The sequence below is a fragment of the Photorhabdus sp. RM322S genome, assembly GCF_042879395.1.
GTDB classification, from domain to species: Bacteria; Pseudomonadota; Gammaproteobacteria; order Enterobacterales; family Enterobacteriaceae; genus Photorhabdus; species Photorhabdus khanii.
This window is the reverse complement of the sequence record NZ_JBHFKW010000142.1, coordinates 1-852: the sequence shown is the minus strand read 5'-3', so window position 1 is coordinate 852 and position 852 is coordinate 1. Positions and strand designations below refer to the sequence as shown.

Sequence of the window (852 nt, the reverse complement as noted above, 5' to 3'; positions counted from 1 at the left end):
TTATGTGATGAATATAGACCTTCATTACTTACCACCATACAGCCCGAATCTGAACCCGATAGAAAGGTTGTGGAAGGTGATGAATGAAAAGGTCAGAAATAACCATGACTTCACCTCGACGGCCTTGTTCAGGCAAGCAATTCATCGCTTTTTTACGGAAATATTACCGGAACTTACCGGGAACCTGTCGTGCCGTATTAATAACAACTTCCAGGTTCTGAATCCTGCATCTTCAAGTTAAGCGGGTATACCAATAATCGGCCCATGAATACTTATACCGTTAAAAACCCGATTTGAGCATTGGTATCCGGGGATAAAATTAAGTGAAGAAACGGATAACTCTTTTACAAAAACTGTTGCAGCATAAGTGCCCCACCGTTTTTTATACTCTCTCTCCATTTTTATCCATTGAAACTGACTTTATCTAATATTTCAGTTGAAACTTTCTCAAAAGTAGTAAAACAGGTTTCAAAGTCGTGAGGCTGTTCATTGTAAACCATAGGGTCTACATATGTTTCGAAACGTTGGGAGTACTTTTCATGATTTTTTATCAATGACAGAGCATATCTCATTTCACCAAATGGATTGTCAGTAAATTCCGGCTGTTTATTACCATATCTTAAGATATCTTCAGATATAACTCGATTAAAGATTGAATACACAATCTCTAAATCTAGCTCGTAATTGGATTTAATTAGATGCACATCGTAAATATGCCTTACCAACGTTTCATCATCCCGTTCTTCAGGATTACGCTCAGCTAATGCTGTACGTCTAAGCATAGATACAATTTTTTCAACAAAAGTGGATTCAATGTTAACACATAAGAATTTTTTTACCTCTGAATCACGT

General features: G+C 36.7%; 2 protein-coding genes. One reads left to right on the top strand and one right to left on the bottom strand.

Features of this window, described 5'->3' with window-relative positions; all coding sequences use genetic code 11:
• Nucleotides 1–241: transposase (locus tag ACGF63_RS22960; protein ID WP_387633392.1), on the top strand; the 241-nt coding region annotated here is incomplete at its 5' end.
• A 160-nt stretch (nt 242–401) separates the two neighbouring features.
• Here the strand turns inward: ACGF63_RS22960 and ACGF63_RS22955 are convergent.
• The coding region (locus ACGF63_RS22955) for a nucleotidyl transferase AbiEii/AbiGii toxin family protein (protein WP_387633391.1) at nt 402–852 on the bottom strand (451 nt) is incomplete at its 5' end.